Consider the following 244-nt stretch of genomic DNA (forward strand, 5'->3'; position numbering starts at 1 on the left):
GTGCCGCCGTCCAGTGTGCGGCAGCCGAGGGCGCGGGCCTGGCGCAGCAGCTCGGTTTCCAGCGGAAAGTAGATCACCTCGGCGACCCACAGGTCGGCGCGCAACAGTTCCGCCGGCACCGGCATGCCGGGTAGCTTGGCCATGCCCACCGGGGTGGTGTTGACCAATCCCTGGGCGTCGCCCAGGGCGCCGGCCAGGTCGCTGCCGGCGAGCGCTCGTGGCGCGCCGAAGTGCTGGTTGAGGT

Annotated in this window: 1 pseudogene; it reads right to left on the minus strand. The window is 72.1% G+C overall.

What is annotated here, in order from left to right:
• A pseudogene (locus tag ACLJNW_RS27780) lies at positions 1-244 on the minus strand (shikimate dehydrogenase); the annotation flags it as partial.

Origin of the sequence: Salmonella sp. SAL4457 (assembly GCF_046548235.1) — a bacterium.
GTDB lineage: Bacteria > Pseudomonadota > Gammaproteobacteria > Enterobacterales > Enterobacteriaceae > Salmonella > Salmonella enterica.